The following is a 12,977-nucleotide window of genomic DNA, read 5'->3' as shown; positions in this document are numbered from 1 at the left end:
CACGCTATGTAAAAAATAAGCATGGCAGCATCTACAAAAAGGGAAAGCCGCTTAAGTAAGCGGCTATAAAATTATTCTCCTAGTGCTTCTTTGCGAAGCGCATCCGCCTTGTCAGTACGCTCCCAAGGAAGATCCACATCATGACGTCCGAAGTGGCCGTAAGCAGCTGTCTGCTTATAGATCGGGCGGCGCAGATCAAGCATTTTAATAATGCCGGCAGGTCTCAGGTCGAAGTTATTCCGTACGACTTCGATCAGTTTTTCTTCAGAAGCTTTTCCTGTATCAAATGTATTGATGGAAATAGAAACAGGCTGTGCCACGCCGATTGCGTATGCAAGCTGCACTTCACAAGAATCAGCAAGACCTGCTGCCACGATGTTTTTCGCTACGTATCTCGCAGCGTATGCCGCAGAACGGTCTACCTTCGTCGCATCCTTACCGGAGAATGCGCCGCCGCCGTGGCGTGCATATCCGCCGTATGTGTCAACGATGATTTTACGGCCGGTCAGACCCGCATCACCTTGAGGTCCGCCGATTACGAAACGTCCCGTAGGATTGATGAAGTATTTTGTCTCTTCATCGATCAGTTCCTCAGGCACGACAGGATTAATGACATGCTCTTTCAGATTGCGCTGAATCTGCTCAAGCGTAATTTCCGGGTGGTGCTGAGTTGAAATGACGATCGCGTCGATGCGGACCGGCTTGTTGTTTTCATCATATTCAACGGTAACTTGCGTTTTGCCGTCAGGGCGAAGGTACGGAAGAATGTCTTCTTTGCGGACTTCGCTCAAACGGCGGGCTAATTTATGCGCCAAAGAGATCGGAAGCGGCATAAGCTCTTTCGTTTCGTTACACGCATAACCGAACATCAGGCCTTGGTCTCCCGCTCCGATTGCTTCGATTTCAGCATCGCTCATTGTGCCTTCACGCGCTTCAAGAGCCTGATCGACACCCATTGCGATATCCGCAGACTGTTCATCAATTGATGTTAAAACAGCGCAAGTCTCCGCATCAAATCCATATTTGGCGCGTGTGTAGCCGATTTCTTTAATCGTTTCACGGACTGTTTTCGGAATGTCAACGTATGTTGATGTAGTAATCTCTCCGCTTACCAGCACAAGTCCTGTCGTTACAGATGTTTCGCAGGCCACGCGCGCGTTCGGGTCATTTTTTAAAATCTCATCTAAGATACTGTCAGAAATTTGGTCACAGATTTTGTCCGGATGACCCTCAGTAACAGATTCAGATGTAAATAGTCGACGGTTTTTACTCATTCACTTTTCCTCCTGAAAAAAGATCTTTTGCAAGACCTTTTCATATGATACGGAACTCGCTCCCTCTTAATACAATGTCATACTATATCAGAGAATGTTAATTGGCATATTTTATGAAATAAAAAAACCTTTTCCACTCGAGGAAAGGGTTTGGTCTGTGTGCCTTTCACTCTTATCGCTCAAGGAAAATATTAAACCTTGCATCAGGTTAGCACCTTGGTTTCCCACAGTGTTTTCACCTGCTTTTTTACAGAGAAACCGGTTGCTGGGCTTCATCGGGCCTGTCCCTCCGCCAGCTCGGGATAAGAGTATCCGCTCAATGAAATATCTTATCGTAAAAGGGCGGAAAGTGTCAATATGAATTAAAGCGATTACGCGCCTTTATTTCGGGAAGCAATGGAAAAACACAAACAAAAAACCGCAAATAGTATAGACTATTTTCAGATATATGTTATACTAATTCCACATTCAGCGAAATACAAATAAACCGGCAAAGGAAGGTTTTTATGAAATTAGTTGATTTAACCGCAGATCTTCAAGCATTACTTGCAAGTCCGAATGTGCATCATAATTTATCGGCTCCAAAACTTACCGAAAAAGTGATCAGCCGAAATGAAGGAACGCTGACATCAACGGGCGCCGTACGCGCCACCACCGGCGCATATACAGGCCGGTCACCTAAAGATAAATTTATCGTCCGTGAACAAAGCACAGAAAATCAAATTGATTGGGGCGCGGTGAATCAGCCCATTTCTGAAGAGGCATTTGAAAAGCTGTACGCCAAAGTCGTCAGCTACTTAAAACAGCGGGATGAACTGTTTGTTTTTGAAGGATTCGCGGGAGCGGATGAAAAATACAGACTCCCGATTACGGTCGTAAATGAATTTGCGTGGCACAATTTATTCGCGCGCCAGCTGTTTATCAGACCGGAGACGGATGAAAGAGACACGCAAGCGCAGCCTTTCACCATTCTCTCAGCTCCGCATTTTAAAGCAGATCCGGAGACGGACGGCACGCATTCGGAAACATTTATCATTGTCTCTTTCGAAAAGCGCGTCATTTTAATCGGCGGCACCGAATACGCCGGAGAAATGAAAAAATCAATATTCTCCATTATGAACTTCCTGCTTCCGCAGCAGGATATACTGCCGATGCACTGCTCAGCCAATGTCGGTGAAAAAGGCGATGTCGCCCTGTTTTTCGGCCTTTCCGGCACAGGGAAAACGACGCTTTCAGCCGATGCGGACCGCAAACTGATCGGCGATGACGAGCACGGCTGGTCAGATTCCGGCGTTTTCAACATTGAAGGCGGATGTTACGCTAAATGTATCAATCTCAGCGAGGAAAAAGAACCGCAGATTTTTCGTGCGATCCGCTTCGGGTCTGTTCTTGAGAATGTCGTGCTTGATGAAAAAACGGGTGAAGCGGATTACGACAATTCCTTCTACACGGAAAACACAAGAGCCGCATATCCGATTGAGATGATCGGCAATATCGTGCAGCCGAGCATTGCCGGCCATCCGCAGGCGATCGTCTTTTTAACGGCGGACGCATTCGGCGTGCTTCCTCCGATCAGCAAACTGACGAAGGAACAGGCGATGTATCACTTCTTAAGCGGGTACACCAGTAAACTCGCGGGAACCGAGCGCGGCGTGACATCTCCGCAAACGACTTTCTCCACGTGCTTCGGTTCACCGTTCCTTCCGCTTCCGGCGCATGTATATGCCGAAATGCTCGGGCATAAAATCGACGAACACGGCGTTCAAGTCTTCCTGGTCAACACAGGCTGGACCGGCGGAGGGTACGGAGTCGGAGAACGGATGAAACTTTCGTATACAAGAGCGATGGTCAAGGCCGCTATTGAAGGCAGACTGAACCAGACTGACATGACGGCAGACAGCATTTTCGGCCTGCGTAGTCCCGTTCATGTTCCGGGCGTTCCGGATGAAGTTCTTCAGCCTGAAAACACATGGAGCGATAAACAAGCATACAACGAAAAAGCGCTGTTTTTAGCCAATGAGTTTAAAGAAAACTTTAAAAAGTTTTCCCATGCGGACTCGATTGCCAAAGCCGGCGGACCTCTCGTGTAATCAAAAATGCCAAGGGCGTTTATGCCCTTGGCTTTTGTTTTTTCAGTTTGTCGAATGGAGCGACGTGAGTCTGTATGTAATGCTTGTCCGGCCGTTCGCCCATTCGAGCTTTTGGACCTCGCCGGTGCCGGATTTCTCGCCGGTTTTCGTTTTGCGCACGTCCATCGGAATATCAAGAGGATAGACGCGGTAGCCCTCTTTCTCCAATAAAAAGATATTTTCCTCTATCCGTTTTTCATTGCCTTTTGTCACAATCATGGTATTAAATTCAACAGGCATTCCCAAAATGAAAATCCCCTTTCATTCTCTTATTCTTTATTATCATATCATAAATCAGGCATCTTACCGTGTCTTCATCCATTCCGCCAGCCGCCGGACAATGCGTCTGTTTTCCTGCGGCGGAAAATAATGCGTAAAACCGCTGTAATACCAAGTTTCCACCGGTTTCCCCGCCTCTTTCAGCTTGTCCTCGATCATTCGGGCGTGTTCGATCGAAACATTCTCATCATTCTCTCCATGGATGAGCAGCACAGGGGCCTGAATGCGGTCTGCGTTTTCAAACGGCGAACGCCATCTGTATTCATCCGGCACCTTTTTCGGCGTGCCTCCGATCACCCGCTTCATCATCCGCCGCATATCCTTCCGCTCTTCATAAGTAAGCACCATATCGCTCACACCGCCCCATGAAACGAGCGAAGCCGCTTGATGCCTCATTTCAATCGCGGTCAAAAGCCCCATGATTCCGCCCCGGGAAAAACCGAAAATATGCACCCGCCCTTCTCTGACGTTCGGATGCTCCCGAAGCAGGCGGAAAGCAGAAAACGCGTCCTCTCTGTCCTCTCCCGCAAAATCTTCATTTCCCTCGCCGCCCTGGTTGCCTCTGTAATAGGGCGCAAACACGACAAAACCTTGGGAAGCGAATTGAACGATTCTTCCGGGGCGTACCATGCCGACATTTTTTATGCCGCCGCGCAAATATAAAAAACCGTCATATGTTCCCGGCGCCGCAGGCTCGGCAAGAAGCCCCTTTACCTTCAGCCCTTCTGACTCATAGCATACCTCAAAGAGGCGGATATGCGGACTCGGAGACGGGAACCTTTTCTTTTCTGCCAGCAAAACAATGGCCTCCTTATATCATCAGTTTTTTTATTCTTTCCCAACGTGAATATGGGCACTCACACATTTTTTATACCCATCATACGATATGTAAAGCAGAAAAGGTTATTTTAACGCTTAAAACAAGGAGGTTACACCGTGAACAAATGGCTCAAAACGGGCTGCGTTTTTGTCATATGCGCCTTTTTCCTGCTCATTCTTCCGGCTTGCAGACAGGAAGAAAGTCTGACAAAGGTAAAGGTGGCGGAAGTCACACACTCCATCTTCTATACGCCTCTGTATGTCGCTGAAGCAAAAGGTTTCTTTAAAAAAGAAGGGCTCCAAGTGTCACTTCAAACAACATGGGGCGGAGACAAAACAATGACATCGCTTTTGTCAAACGGGTCAGACATCGCGCTGATCGGTTCTGAAACATCCATTTACGTGGAGGCGCAGGGAGCAAAAGATCCGGTCATCAACTTCGCGCAGCTGACACAGACGGACGGCACATTTCTCGTGTCACGGAAGGATGAGAAATCATTCAAATGGAGCGATCTAAAAGGAAAAACATTTCTCGGCCAGCGAAAAGGCGGCATGCCCCAAATGGCCGGTGAGTACGTCCTGAAAAAGAATCACATAGAGCCGAAAAAAGACATTAACCTCGTTCAAAACATTGATTTCGCCAATATTTCCAACGCATTCGCATCCGGAACGGGTGATTATGTGCAGCTGTTTGAACCGACGGCATCCCAATTTGAAAAAGAAGGCATCGGCCATATCGTCGCATCCTTCGGAGAAGCTTCCGGCCAAATGCCATACACAACCTTTATGGCAAAAGAAAGTTATTTGAAAACCAATGAAAAGACGGCGGAAAAATTCACCCGCGCCATCTATCGCGCCCAGCAATGGGTGGAAAGCCACCCGGCCAAAGACATCGCAAAAACGATTCAGAAGGAATTTGCCGATACCGATCCGGCCATTATCGAAACATCAATAGAGCGATATAAAAAACAAAAGTCATTCTCTGCAGACCCAGTTCTGCAAAAGGATGAATGGGAACAGCTTCAATCTATTATGGATGAAGCCGGAGAGCTCCCGAAACACATTCCGTACAGCAAACTCGTCAACACAAAAATCGCCAAAAAAGTCACCTCAGAACAATAGGAGGAACATGAATGTCTTTTTTACATGTGGATCATGTAACACATACTTATTTCTCGCTGAAAGAAAAGACAACCGCCGTGAAAGATATACATTTTCAGATTGAAAAAGGGGATTTCATCTCCTTTCTCGGACCGAGCGGATGCGGAAAAACAACACTCCTGTCCATTCTGGCCGGCCTTATTACTCCTGCGCAAGGCCGGGTGCTGATTGAAGGAAGCGTGCCGAACCATAAAGAACACCAAATCGGTTATATGCTTCAGCAGGATTATTTATTTCCTTGGAAATCAATTGAGGAAAACGTGCTGCTCGGTTTACACATTTCAAAAACATTAACAGAAGAAAAAAGAGCTGAAGTTCTCAGCCTTCTGCCTAAGCTCGGATTAATCGGCGTTGAAAAGAAATACCCGAAAGAGCTCTCAGGCGGGATGCGGCAGCGGGCGGCACTTGCCAGAACTCTTGCGCCGGACCCGGGCCTGCTGCTCCTTGATGAACCGTTTTCCGCGCTGGACTTTCAAACGAAGCTTTCTTTGGAAAACCTTGTCTTCAGAACATTAAAGGATTTTCAAAAAACCGCCGTGCTCGTCACCCACGATATCGGTGAGGCCATCGCCATGAGCGATACGATCTATTTATTTTCGAATCAGCCGGGCACCATCCACCAAATATTCACCGTGCCTAAGGAGCTCGCGGCTTTAGATCCGTTTGACGCGCGTCAGGATCCGGCCTTTCAGCCGCTGTTTCAAACCATATGGAAGGAGCTGAATTCCCTTGAAAAACAGCAGCGGCACGATTGAACAGCTTCATCAGCAGTTTAAGAAAAGACACCAAAAAGAAAAGCTCCGGATCCGTGCGTATCAGGCCGCCATTTTTATCGTATTTTTTGCCGGATGGGAAATATCGAGCAGGGCGGGCTGGATCGATCCGTTAATCTTCAGCTCACCCTCCGCCGTTTGCAGGCTTTTAGTTGAAAAGATTGCGGACGGATCCCTTGCGGCGCACATCGGCGCAACCTTAGGAGAAACCGTTCTCGGCTTTTTGCTCGGCACGTTTCTCGGCACATGCCTCGCCGCTCTGTTATGGTGGTCAAACAGGCTCGCCCGGGTTTTAGACCCGTACCTCGTCATTTTAAACGCGATGCCGAAGGTCGCACTCGGACCGATTCTCATCGTGGCACTCGGACCGAATTTCACAAGCATTGTCGCCATGGGAGCAGTCATCAGTGTCATTATCACGACAATCGTCGTCTTTACGGCTTTTCAGGAAGTGGATGAAAACTATATTAAAGTGATGAAAACCTTCGGAGCGAAAAGAAGCATCATGTTTAAAGAAGTCATTCTGCCGGCATGCGCTCCCGCGATTATTTCCGCGCTTAAAGTGAACGTCGGTTTATCCTGGGTCGGTGTCATCGTCGGCGAGTTTCTCGTTTCCGAAAAAGGTCTGGGCTACATGATCATTTACGGATTCCAGGTCTTCAATTTCACTCTTGTGTTCTTAAGCCTTCTGATCATCGCAATTTTTGCGACATTGATGTATCAGGGAGTCGAACTGTTAGAAAGAAAATGGACGAAAGGAAAAATTTAAAAAAGACCCGTGCGTAAACGCCGGGTCTTCGTTTTTATGATTGAAATACGCCGTCCTCTTTCAGCTTTTTCAGACTGATCGGAAGCACCGAATCTTTCATAATGAAACTGAATTTTTTATTTCGCGGGAGATTCTCCGGCAGTTCGCTGAACAGCACCGGCCCCTTTGTTTCAAAATAGTCAGCCTGTTGTTCAAGCTTTTCAATATCGGCAAAATAAATATTCTTCACGATTACCTTTTCCCTGCCGAGAACTTTATACTGTCCGACGTACTTCAGATGTCTTACCGCGGCGCCGGTTTCTTCTTTCACCTCGCGCAGGGCCGCTTCCTCCGCACATTCCATCGGCTCCACTTTTCCGCCCGGAAATTCAAACCCCCGGTCTTCGTGCTCAGTCAAAAGCCACTTATCTCCATATCGGCATATGACCCATACGTGCTTCGGGCTGTCTGAAAAAGGCTGGTGTTCAAAGGAGAGCTGAACAGTGTTCTGATAATAGTCTTTAAACTCGTACATGTTTATCCCTCTAATCCGTTCCTTCATATCTTCCATACATCATACCACAGTTGCGTTTGTTCGGAAGCCCTTTATCAAAAATTCAGAGGAAAACCATCATACCCGCTAGTATAGCCTCCTTTGAAGCAAATGTTACGGTTTGCGCTTGAATTTATTTTTCAAAGTATCCAATAGGTCGACGAGCACCTGCGGAACCGGTATGCCCAGCGAGCTTGCCGTAATCACGATCTGAACCGATTCGTATAAGATATAAAACATGATAGCCAAATTACGGATGGCGCCTTCGGTATGAAGCAGCTGGTCAAAAAAATGGCAAACTGAGACTAATGCCAGGGTCACGATTTTTTTGACCAGCCGCGCAAAAAGCTTTCTTGCGCTCAGCTGCTGCAAAAGAGATTCTTTTAAGCTTGTACTGATAAACTCAATCGCCATGACCGATAGCAAAATCAGAAACGAATACTGAAAACCTCCGAAGAAAAACCCCGCTGCCGACACGATCACTGCAAAAAACGAAAAGATGCCAAAGTCTTTGCCCACTTGATCCAACATCCTTTCACAGAAACGGCCTTACATTATTCTATGAAAAGTGAATGGAACGGACTGGATTTTTCAGAAAAATGGACAACACCTCTCTTCGGCAGCCAAATAAAAGACCGAGTGCTTTATAGCCCCGGTCTTCCCTTGTTGATTATCCCAAATACGCTTTCAGCATCCAGTTATGTTTTTCGATATTCTGGTGAATGGCAAGCAGCATATCACCGGTCGTTTCGTCTCCTACCTCATCTGCGAGATCCATGCCGCTTTTCAGCTCTTCCGCAATGACAGTGAAATCATCATAAATGTTCTGTACCATTTGTTCTGCGCTCTCATTGCCTTCCGCTTCTTTTACAGACGCTGTCTTCAATGATTCCGTCATTGTGCCGATCGGCTTGCCGTTTAATGCCAGCAGACGTTCTGCCAGATCATCAATATATGTAGCCGTTTCGTTATACAGCTCCTCGAACTTTTCATGCAATGTGAAAAAGTCCTTCCCTTTGACGTACCAATGATAGTTATGTAATTTCACATACATGACCGTCCAGTTTGCAACTTGCTTATTGACTGCGTCCAATAGTTTTTCTGACATGCCTATCTTCCTCCTTTGGTTTACTATTGATATACCCTATATATCGTGTGTTAAAACAAAATTTTTAGCCCTTGATTTTACGGATGGAAAATATGTTATGATTTGTTAAAAAGGAGGGATTTCATGCTGCTTCTTCTGAGCTTCGGCTTTCTTATCGTGCTCGCCGTGCTGCTTTTATCCATCTGGTCGACTGTAAGAGCTTATAATGTAAAACATACGATTGACCCGCCGGAGGACGCATCAAAAGGCTTGACGGATAAAAAAAATCCTTAATGATGATGCGTCTGTTCCTCATGGCCGGAGGAATCATCGGCAGCTTCAGCACCCCCGACACGCACTTTTACAGTCGGCATATTATGCTGCTGTTTTGCCGTTACGTGGGATTGAACGGTATACACACCCTCTTCATCAAATTCAGTCCGCAGGTGATACGCCCCTTTTTCCTCCTTGGCCTTGCTTGTTTTGCTGCTGCCTTTTTTTCCTTCTTTCCATACTTCAAACATGACTTCATCCGCATCCGTGACACGCTTGCCGCCGTAAAAAACTTCCGCCTTGTATTCCGCTTTTTCATGCGGTGCAGTCGTTTCCGGTCCTGTAAGCTTGACCTCAAGCGCTTTAGGCTCTTCATCCGCGGAGGTTTTGTCCGAATTGCCCCCGCAGGAAGATAATAGAAATACCATACCGCACATACCTGCCAATACAGCCCGTTTCATCCCATCACTCCTTTATGTTTGCTTCTATTTTAGCAAACGCTTACACATAAGGTGTGACATTTTTTAGAAATATGTAAAAAAGCCTTTTTGCATGTCAGCAAAAAGGCCTGTTTTTTATCCGAACACTTTCAGCAAATCTTCTTTATCCTGTGACAGCCAGAAACGCATCAGACGTTTCGCGCCTTCTAAATCATGAAGTTTCGCCTGGCCGCACTGTTTTTCGTTGGCCGCCGGAATCTCCGTAATATCGATGGCTTCTTTCAGCGTAGCGTCAAGCAGGTCTACAATTTCTTCCGCTGTCGGCTCGCCGCTGACAACAAGATAATAGCCTGTCTGGCAGCCCATCGGTGAGATATCTATGATGTCGAAGTGATCGTATTTCTCAGAATGTGTGCGAATCGTAAACGCAAGCAAGTGCTCAAGCGTATGAATCGTATCCGGCTTCATCGCCTGTTTGTTCGGCTGGCAGAAGCGAATGTCAAACTTATTCACGACGCCGTCTGTTCCGACTTTATGCACTCCGCAATGTCTTACATACGGAGCCACAACCGCATTATGGTCAAGCTCAAAACTTTCTACTGAAGGCATAATGGCACTCCCTTTTTTTCAGAATATGCATCCATTATAACACAGTTTTCCGATAAGAATTGTGGCGGAAGCTTTTCAATCTGAAATTTTTTTTCTATACTAGCATCAGAAAGGTGGTTTTTTGATGAAAACCATAATGATTGCGTTCATCCGCGGATACCAGAAGTTCATATCTCCGCTGACGCCGCCGTCATGCCGCTTTTATCCGACGTGTTCACAGTACGGAATCGAAGCCGTCAAGACTCACGGCGCATTAAAAGGCGGATGGCTGACACTGAAGCGGATTTTAAAGTGCCACCCTTTTCATCCGGGCGGTGTTGATCCCGTACCGGACAAAAAACAAAAACATTAGTCCATATGCTGGTAGCCGTCGATCACCAGATCAAGTTTACCGGTTTCAGGATCAATCACCAGACCGTGCACCGGCACATTGTCGGGGAATAGCGGATGGTGTTTAATGACGTTTACGCTGTCTGTAACACTCGCTTCTACTGAACCAAAGCTTTTCAGCCATTGATCAAGATCAACTCCTGAGTGCTTCAGCATGTCAATCCGCTCTTTCGGAATACCGCGGTCGATAATTTTATCGAGCATATCCTCGCTGTTGATTTTGCTCATGCCGCAATCATGGTGGCCGATAACGCAGACTTCATCGGCGTTTAATTCGTATACGGCCACTAAAAGGCTGCGCATGATACTTCCGAACGGGTGGGCGACAAGCGCGCCGGCACTTTTAATAATTTTCACATCGCCGTTTCGCATATTCATCGCATGCGGAAGCAATTCTACAAGACGTGTGTCCATACAGGACAAAATCGCCATTTTTTTATCCGGGAATTTAGATGTTTGGTATTTTTCATAATCTTTGTTTTTAGTGAACTGCTCATTAAATTGCATGATATCGTTTAGAAGACTCATCTTGGTGTTTCCTTTCTGCTTTTTTATTCACAATATAACATAAGACGGGTCATTTCGTCACTCCTCGCACGAGATGACAAAGTGCTCAATAAATAAGACAAACCCCATTGGGCTTGTCTTATTTTCCCATATTGTATTTTTTGTTGAACTGTTCGACTCTCCCGCCTTTTTCGTTGAACTTTTGGCGGCCTGTATAAAACGGATGGGTATCTGAGCTGACTTCCACTTTAATCAGCGGGTATGTTTTTCCGTCTTCCCACTCTGCCGTTTCCGCTGACGTTTTCGTAGAATGGCTTAAAAAGCGATAGCCGCTGTTCACATCTTGAAAAATCACTTGATGGTTATCCGGATGAATATCTTTTTTCATGCTGATCTCCCTTTCTCAAATCGTAATAATTACGTTTTATTTTAAACCTTAAATATCCGCTTGTCAATCATATATGCCCTGATCCCTTGATTTCTAAACCCTGCACATATATGGAATCGGAAGAATAATCTAATCGCTTCAGCAAATAATATAACCACATTACATAAAACGGTAATTTAGAAAGGCGGTTTATGATCGTGGATGATTTAGTATTAGCCAGAAGTCTGTTCGGGACAACCATGGGCTTTCATATTATTTTTGCGACGCTTGGTGTCGGCTTGCCTCTGATGATTTTAATGGCTGAATTGATTTATCAAAAAACAAAAGATCCTCATTATGCCATTATGGCGAAAAGGTGGACGAAGGCGCAGGCTGTTCTGCTCGGCGTGGCGATACCGACCGGAACGATCGCGGGTACACAGCTTGCCCTTTTGTGGCCCGGATTCATGGAGGTCATCGGCAGGGTGATGTCACTCCCGTTTCAGATTGAAATTTATGCTTTCTTTATCGAAGCGCTGTTTATGTCCATTTATGTCTACGCCGCTGACCGGCTGACTCCGGCGATGCGCATCATTGCCGTTATTTTCGTTTTGATCGGCGCCGCGGCATCTGCCGTCTTAATCACAAATGTTCACGCATTTGAAGGAACGCCGGCCGGCTTTAAAATTTCAAACGGCAAAATCACTGACGTCGAACCGTGGGCAGCGTTTTTTAATCCAAGCTTTTTCACCACCGCGGGCCATGTCGTTCTGACGGCTTTCATGACCGGGGCATTTATCGTTGCGTCAGTTGCGGCTTATAAAATGCTGAGAACGAGAAAACAGGAGCAGGTATACCGCTTTCACCGAAAAGCGCTGCTGCTCGCCTTAACGATCGGCGGGATATTCTCCATTATTGCCTCTTTAAACGGTCACGAGTCAGCCCAGCTTCTTTACGAATACCAGCCTGAGAAGCTTGCGGGCGCAGAAGGGCTGTTTGAAACTAGATCACACGCTCCGCTTGCGATCGGGGGTTTTACTGATGCAAAAGAAGAAAAAGTAAAATGGGCGATAGAAGTGCCGTGGGCTTTAAGCTTTTTGGCTGCAAACAGCTTTGATACCGTCGTCAAAGGATTGAACGCGTTTCCGAAAGACGAGTGGCCGCCTTTATTCATCCATACACTGTTTAACGGAATGGTCGGCATCGGAATGCTGCTCATTTTGTACTCAATCATCGGCATCGTGTGGAGAAAAATTTTAAAGAAAGACAGCTTTCCGACTTGGCTTTTGATTTTATTTTTAACCGCAGGACCGCTCAGTCTGATCGGAATTGAATTCGGGTGGATATTCGCTTGTACGGGGCGGCAGCCATGGGTGATTTACCATCTCCTGAAAACGTCTGATGTCGTCACGACAACCGGTTCAATCGGTTTGCTGTTCATCCTGTTTACAGTGGTTTACGCCATTTTGGCAGCCGCAGTCATTTATGTGCTGCTTTATTATTTCCGCAAACATCCCGTTGAGGAGGATGTAAAAGCTGCGGAATCCTAACTATAGAAAGGGCTGAAT

17 protein-coding genes and 1 riboswitch are annotated in these 12,977 nt (G+C 46.4%); of the genes, 7 read left to right on the top strand and 10 right to left on the bottom strand.

Annotated elements, in window-relative coordinates:
• Positions 1–71: 71 nt before the first annotated feature.
• Positions 72–1,274 (bottom strand): methionine adenosyltransferase, encoded by a 1,203-nt coding sequence (gene metK, locus ABK447_RS05320; protein WP_003152253.1) that lies wholly within the window; start codon positions 1,272–1,274, stop codon positions 72–74.
• Positions 1,275–1,443: 169 nt separating this feature from the next.
• Positions 1,444–1,583: riboswitch (SAM riboswitch) on the bottom strand.
• Positions 1,584–1,780: 197 nt separating this feature from the next.
• Here metK and pckA point away from each other — a divergent pair.
• On the top strand, positions 1,781–3,364 hold the full coding sequence (gene pckA, locus ABK447_RS05315; protein ID WP_007408828.1) for a phosphoenolpyruvate carboxykinase (ATP): 1,584 nt from the start codon (positions 1,781–1,783) through the stop codon (positions 3,362–3,364).
• Positions 3,365–3,406: 42 nt separating this feature from the next.
• Here the strand turns inward: pckA and ABK447_RS05310 are convergent, their stop codons facing one another.
• Both ABK447_RS05310 and ABK447_RS05305 read right to left on the bottom strand, forming a co-directional pair.
• Positions 3,407–3,649: a DUF2584 domain-containing protein gene (locus ABK447_RS05310; RefSeq protein ID WP_003152249.1), complete on the bottom strand. Its 243-nt coding sequence runs from the start codon at positions 3,647–3,649 to the stop codon at positions 3,407–3,409.
• 57 nt (positions 3,650–3,706) lie between these two features.
• Positions 3,707–4,480, bottom strand: coding sequence for a S9 family peptidase (locus ABK447_RS05305; RefSeq protein ID WP_106080462.1), 774 nt, complete (start codon positions 4,478–4,480; stop codon positions 3,707–3,709).
• A 138-nt stretch (positions 4,481–4,618) separates the two neighbouring features.
• On the opposite strand from ABK447_RS05305, the gene ABK447_RS05300 reads away from it, so the two are divergent.
• The 3 genes from ABK447_RS05300 to ABK447_RS05290 are packed head-to-tail and all read left to right on the top strand — an operon-like array spanning position 4,619 to position 7,204.
• A complete protein-coding gene (locus ABK447_RS05300) occupies positions 4,619–5,623 on the top strand; it encodes an ABC transporter substrate-binding protein (RefSeq protein ID WP_007408830.1) in 1,005 nt (334 codons plus the stop codon).
• Positions 5,624–5,634: 11 nt separating this feature from the next.
• Entirely contained in the window at positions 5,635–6,417 is a 783-nt protein-coding gene (locus tag ABK447_RS05295; protein ID WP_003152246.1) for an ABC transporter ATP-binding protein, read from the top strand.
• The gene (locus tag ABK447_RS05290) at positions 6,392–7,204 is read left to right on the top strand and encodes an ABC transporter permease (protein WP_258334714.1); all 813 of its coding nucleotides are present in this window, start codon (positions 6,392–6,394) and stop codon (positions 7,202–7,204) included. The genes ABK447_RS05295 and ABK447_RS05290 overlap by 26 nt, the downstream gene beginning before the upstream one ends.
• A gap of 34 nt (positions 7,205–7,238) precedes the next feature.
• Here ABK447_RS05290 and ytkD read toward each other — a convergent pair whose 3' ends face one another.
• The 3 genes from ytkD to ABK447_RS05275 form a co-directional block, all read right to left on the bottom strand.
• Positions 7,239–7,718, bottom strand: a complete 480-nt coding sequence (ytkD, locus tag ABK447_RS05285) for an RNA deprotection pyrophosphohydrolase (RefSeq protein ID WP_007408833.1) — start codon at positions 7,716–7,718, stop codon at positions 7,239–7,241.
• A 132-nt stretch (positions 7,719–7,850) separates the two neighbouring features.
• A complete protein-coding gene (locus tag ABK447_RS05280; RefSeq protein WP_007408834.1) occupies positions 7,851–8,255 on the bottom strand; it encodes a holin family protein in 405 nt (134 codons plus the stop codon).
• A gap of 151 nt (positions 8,256–8,406) precedes the next feature.
• The gene (locus tag ABK447_RS05275) at positions 8,407–8,844 is read right to left on the bottom strand and encodes a Dps family protein (protein WP_007408835.1); all 438 of its coding nucleotides are present in this window, start codon (positions 8,842–8,844) and stop codon (positions 8,407–8,409) included.
• A 123-nt stretch (positions 8,845–8,967) separates the two neighbouring features.
• On the opposite strand from ABK447_RS05275, the gene ytzI reads away from it, so the two are divergent.
• The gene (ytzI, locus tag ABK447_RS05270) at positions 8,968–9,117 is read left to right on the top strand and encodes a YtzI protein (RefSeq protein ID WP_007408836.1); all 150 of its coding nucleotides are present in this window, start codon (positions 8,968–8,970) and stop codon (positions 9,115–9,117) included.
• Here the strand turns inward: ytzI and ABK447_RS05265 are convergent.
• Positions 9,114–9,557: a FixH family protein gene (locus ABK447_RS05265; protein WP_020954287.1), complete on the bottom strand. Its 444-nt coding sequence runs from the start codon at positions 9,555–9,557 to the stop codon at positions 9,114–9,116. The genes ytzI and ABK447_RS05265 overlap by 4 nt on opposite strands.
• 114 nt (positions 9,558–9,671) lie before the next feature.
• Positions 9,672–10,145, bottom strand: a complete 474-nt coding sequence (locus ABK447_RS05260) for an S-ribosylhomocysteine lyase (RefSeq protein WP_003152237.1) — start codon at positions 10,143–10,145, stop codon at positions 9,672–9,674.
• A gap of 124 nt (positions 10,146–10,269) precedes the next feature.
• Between ABK447_RS05260 and yidD the strand changes: the two genes are divergently transcribed.
• Entirely contained in the window at positions 10,270–10,497 is a 228-nt protein-coding gene (gene yidD, locus ABK447_RS05255; protein WP_007408838.1) for a membrane protein insertion efficiency factor YidD, read from the top strand.
• Here the strand turns inward: yidD and ABK447_RS05250 are convergent.
• Positions 10,494–11,063 carry a carbonic anhydrase gene (locus ABK447_RS05250; protein ID WP_349909624.1) on the bottom strand — a complete coding sequence of 190 codons (570 nt, stop codon included), beginning with the start codon at positions 11,061–11,063 and terminating at the stop codon, positions 10,494–10,496. The two genes, yidD and ABK447_RS05250, sit on opposite strands and share 4 nt — an antisense overlap.
• 118 nt (positions 11,064–11,181) lie before the next feature.
• On the bottom strand, positions 11,182–11,430 hold the full coding sequence (locus ABK447_RS05245; protein ID WP_007408839.1) for a type B 50S ribosomal protein L31: 249 nt from the start codon (positions 11,428–11,430) through the stop codon (positions 11,182–11,184).
• Positions 11,431–11,627: 197 nt separating this feature from the next.
• On the opposite strand from ABK447_RS05245, the gene ABK447_RS05240 reads away from it, so the two are divergent.
• Positions 11,628–12,959 carry a cytochrome ubiquinol oxidase subunit I gene (locus ABK447_RS05240; protein ID WP_007408840.1) on the top strand — a complete coding sequence of 444 codons (1,332 nt, stop codon included), beginning with the start codon at positions 11,628–11,630 and terminating at the stop codon, positions 12,957–12,959.
• Positions 12,960–12,977 lie beyond the last annotated feature (18 nt).

Source organism: Bacillus sp. hwrm1, assembly GCF_040207805.1.
Lineage (GTDB): Bacteria > Bacillota > Bacilli > Bacillales > Bacillaceae > Bacillus > Bacillus velezensis.
The sequence above is the reverse complement of the archived record's forward strand: the minus strand, read 5'-3'. Positions and strand labels throughout refer to the sequence as shown.

Bases quoted from the DNA above. Each gene is read 5' to 3' on its own strand.
- ABK447_RS05260 (WP_003152237.1), bottom strand. From the start codon at position 10,145: ATGCCTTCAGTAGAAAGTTTTGAGCTTGACCATAATGCGGTTGTGGCT.
- yidD (WP_007408838.1), top strand. From the start codon at position 10,270: ATGAAAACCATAATGATTGCGTTCATCCGCGGATACCAGAAGTTCATA.
- metK (WP_003152253.1), bottom strand. From the start codon at position 1,274: ATGAGTAAAAACCGTCGACTATTTACATCTGAATCTGTTACTGAGGGT.
- pckA (WP_007408828.1), top strand. From the start codon at position 1,781: ATGAAATTAGTTGATTTAACCGCAGATCTTCAAGCATTACTTGCAAGT.
- ABK447_RS05265 (WP_020954287.1), bottom strand. From the start codon at position 9,557: ATGAAACGGGCTGTATTGGCAGGTATGTGCGGTATGGTATTTCTATTA.
- ABK447_RS05250 (WP_349909624.1), bottom strand. From the start codon at position 11,063: ATGAGTCTTCTAAACGATATCATGCAATTTAATGAGCAGTTCACTAAA.
- ABK447_RS05275 (WP_007408835.1), bottom strand. From the start codon at position 8,844: ATGTCAGAAAAACTATTGGACGCAGTCAATAAGCAAGTTGCAAACTGG.
- ytkD (WP_007408833.1), bottom strand. From the start codon at position 7,718: ATGTACGAGTTTAAAGACTATTATCAGAACACTGTTCAGCTCTCCTTT.
- ABK447_RS05245 (WP_007408839.1), bottom strand. From the start codon at position 11,430: ATGAAAAAAGATATTCATCCGGATAACCATCAAGTGATTTTTCAAGAT.
- ytzI (WP_007408836.1), top strand. From the start codon at position 8,968: ATGCTGCTTCTTCTGAGCTTCGGCTTTCTTATCGTGCTCGCCGTGCTG.
- ABK447_RS05295 (WP_003152246.1), top strand. From the start codon at position 5,635: ATGTCTTTTTTACATGTGGATCATGTAACACATACTTATTTCTCGCTG.